Origin of the sequence: Polaribacter sp. (genome assembly GCF_965656025.1) — a bacterium.
Classification (GTDB): Bacteria; Bacteroidota; Bacteroidia; order Flavobacteriales; family Flavobacteriaceae; genus Polaribacter.
On sequence record NZ_CBFHJT010000020.1, the window covers coordinates 2,692 to 6,101 of the forward strand.

The 3,410-nt window shown below is 30.6% G+C and carries 3 protein-coding genes and 1 pseudogene; 1 reads left to right on the forward strand and 3 read right to left on the reverse strand.

Annotation, left to right across the window (positions count from 1 at the left end):
- From ACTG3S_RS05510 to ACTG3S_RS05520, 3 genes are all read right to left on the reverse strand, one after another.
- A partial coding sequence (locus ACTG3S_RS05510) for a sodium/proton-translocating pyrophosphatase (protein ID WP_439128367.1) occupies positions 1-731 on the reverse strand: 731 nt, incomplete at its 3' end.
- A 123-nt stretch (positions 732-854) separates the two neighbouring features.
- Positions 855-1,388, reverse strand: coding sequence for an inorganic diphosphatase (locus ACTG3S_RS05515; protein ID WP_439128368.1), 534 nt, complete (start codon positions 1,386-1,388; stop codon positions 855-857).
- Between the two features lie 182 nt (positions 1,389-1,570).
- Entirely contained in the window at positions 1,571-2,554 is a 984-nt protein-coding gene (locus ACTG3S_RS05520; protein WP_439128369.1) for a pyruvate dehydrogenase complex E1 component subunit beta, read from the reverse strand.
- Between the two features lie 404 nt (positions 2,555-2,958).
- Here ACTG3S_RS05520 and ACTG3S_RS05525 point away from each other — a divergent pair.
- Positions 2,959-3,410: pseudogene (locus ACTG3S_RS05525) on the forward strand (hypothetical protein); the annotation flags it as partial.

The window sequence follows — 3,410 nt, forward strand, 5'->3', positions numbered from 1 at the left end:
AAATCTGCACCCATACCAGCAACATCGCCTACGTTATCACCAACATTATCTGCAATTGTAGCAGGGTTTCTTGGGTCATCTTCTGGTATACCAGCCTCTACTTTACCTACTAAATCTGCACCAACATCAGCAGCTTTTGTGTAAATACCACCACCAACTCTAGCAAATAAAGCAATAGATTCTGCACCTAAAGAAAAACCTGCAAGGGTTTCTAAAACGATGGTCATATCCATTGTATTTGTCCAAACACCACCCATAAAGAAATGGAAAAAGAAGATAAAAAATGCAGTTAAACCTAAAACCGCTAAACCTGCAACACCAAGCCCCATTACTGTACCACCACCAAAAGATATTTTTAGTGCATTTGGTAAACTTGTTCTTGCTGCTTGTGTAGTTCTAACGTTTGTTTTAGTTGCTATTTTCATACCTATATTTCCTGCAAAAGCAGAAAAAACAGCTCCAAAAATAAAAGCGACCACAATTAAAATATGTGTTGTAGGAACTATAAAAGATACAACAGCCAATGCAATACTTACAATTACCACAAAAACTGCCAGTAGCTTATATTCTGCACTTAAAAAAGCCAAAGCACCTTCATAAATGTAATCAGAAATTTCTTTCATTTTACCATCTCCTGCATCTTGTTTCATTACCCAAGATTGTTTAATCCACATATAGATTAAACCTAAAATTGCCATAGCAATTGGCATCCAAATCATTAGTGATTCCATATAATATTTATTATTTTGATTAGTTTAAAACGGGCGTAAAAGTAATAAAATCAAAGTGATAAAAAAAACCAACTTTAATTAAAGATGGTTCATTTTTTTTACTTCTTATTGATAATTTGATAATTATATTGTAAAAGTCCTCTTTTTCTTATGCTCACTATTATCATATCTTTCTACACATTCATGATAGATTTTAATAGCATCTGCTGCATTTCCCCAACCACCAGTGTCTACTTTTTTCTTTTCTAAATCTTTATAAACTTGAAAGAAGTGCTCTATTTCTTTTAATCGATGTGGGTTTAAATCTGCAATATCATTTTTATTATTCCAAATAGGATCTGAAACAGGTACACAAATAATTTTTTCATCTGGTCCTTTTTCATCTGTCATATAAAAAACTCCAATTGGTCTTACTTCCATAACAACCATCGGATATGTTGGTTGATGACCTAATACTAAAACATCTAAAGGATCTGAATCTAATGCCAATGTTTCTGGAATAAAACCATAATCTCCAGGGTACATCATAGATGAAAATAACATTCTATCAAAACGAATTTTGTGTAAAGCAAAATCGTATTCGTATTTATTTCTACTTCCTTTAGGTATTTCAATTAAAACGTCAAAAGTTAACTTGCTTTTTTGTTCTTTACTCATAATTTATTTTCTTTCTATGGTTTATTATACGTATGCAAAAGTACTAAATCTATTGTTTTTGTTCGTGATTTTTACTTTGTATTTACGCAATGGTTTTCGAACTTTACAAAGAATATTAGATTCAAAAAAAAACCTTTCTCAAAAAAATGAAAAAGGTTTTTTTGTACTAAATAAATATGTACTTATTTTTTAATGTACATTACTTCTTTAACAGCCTTAACAACATCATCAGAATTTGGTATCCATTTTTTGAATAATACTGGCGAATAAGGTGCAGGCGTATCTGCAGTTGTTAGTCTTTTTACAGGTGCATCTAAATAATCGAATGCTTCATCTTGTATTCTGTACGTGATTTCTGAAGCAACACTAGCAAATGGCCATGCTTCTTCTAAAACTACTAATCTATTTGTTTTTTTAACAGATGCTAAAATTGCATCATGATCCATTGGTCTTACTGTTCTTAAATCTATAATTTCTGCAGAAATACCTTCTTTTTCTAATTCGTCTGCAGCTTTGTACGCTTCTTTTATGATTTTTCCAAAAGATACAATGGTTACATCTGAACCTTCTCTTTTGGTTTCTGCAACCCCAATTGGTATAATGTATTCTCCTTCAGGAATTTCCATTTTATCACCATACATCTGTTCAGACTCCATAAAAATAACTGGATCATCATCTCTAATGGCAGCTTTTAATAATCCTTTTGCGTCATACGGGTTAGATGGTACAATTACCTTTAAACCTGGTGTATTCGCAAACCAGTTTTCAAATGCTTGCGAGTGTGTTGCACCTAACTGACCAGCTGAAGCTGTTGGCCCTCTAAACACAATTGGACAATTGAACTGACCACCAGACATTTGTCTGATTTTTGCTGCGTTGTTTATTATTTGATCAATTCCAACTAAAGAGAAGTTAAACGTCATATACTCTACAATTGGTCTGTTACCATTCATTGCAGAACCAATAGCAATTCCTGCAAAACCAAGTTCTGCAATAGGAGTGTCTATTACTCTTTTTGCACCAAACTCATCTAACATGCCTTTACTTGCTTTGTAAGCTCCATTATATTCTGCAACTTCCTCACCCATCAAGTAAATGCTTTCATCTCTGCGCATTTCTTCGCTCATTGCTTCGCATATGGCTTCTCTAAATTGAACTGTTTTCATCTAATTTAAGTTGTTGTTTATTTTGATTAGCAAAAGTAAGGAATTTATGAATAAAAAAAATGTACTTTTATTCCAAAATCAACAAAGTTTTTATTTTGAATAATTTATTGTCTATTTCTTTAAAGAAAAAGATGCTTTTTACCTGTTATCTAACTATAAATAGCCTTTTTGTTTTAAAATACGCTTCAAGGTTAGAAACAGTACCAAACTACTTGATGGTAATTTTCTATATTGCTTTTGTATTTGTTTGCTTTTATGTTTTAAGTCTTTTTAAAAAATTCTTCAACACATTCAAAAAGTTTAATATTATATTGCTTTTATGCTGTTTTCTATTTGCTATTTTACTTATAGCGGTTAATTTAAAAATTGATGGAAATACCTTAAATGTGGATAGGTGGTCTGCAATGCAGGTTTTAATTGAGAGTATTTTAAATAATAAGTATCCCTATGCTGTTTTAGATCATTTGGGGAATACATCTTCTAATTTACCAGGATTATTTTATTTAGGCTTGCCTTTTTATTTATTAGGAGATTTGGGTTACCTACAAGTTTTCACCTTTTTAATGTTCTCTATTTTTATCGTTTATTCTAAAATTGAAAATTACCATAAATTAAATATCATTTTTTTGCTGTTATTAGCACCATCCTATTTCTGGGAAGTAATCGTAAAGAGCGATTTAATGAGTAATTGTTTTTTATTATTGCTATTTATTTCTTTTTGGGGACAAAAATTTAAAGATAATATTTTTAAAAAGAATATTCTTTTAGCTTTTTTGAGTGCTTTCTTTATACTAACTAGAGGTATTGTATTTATACCCTTAGTACTTTTTCTATTTTCAAATTTTTTAAAAATAAA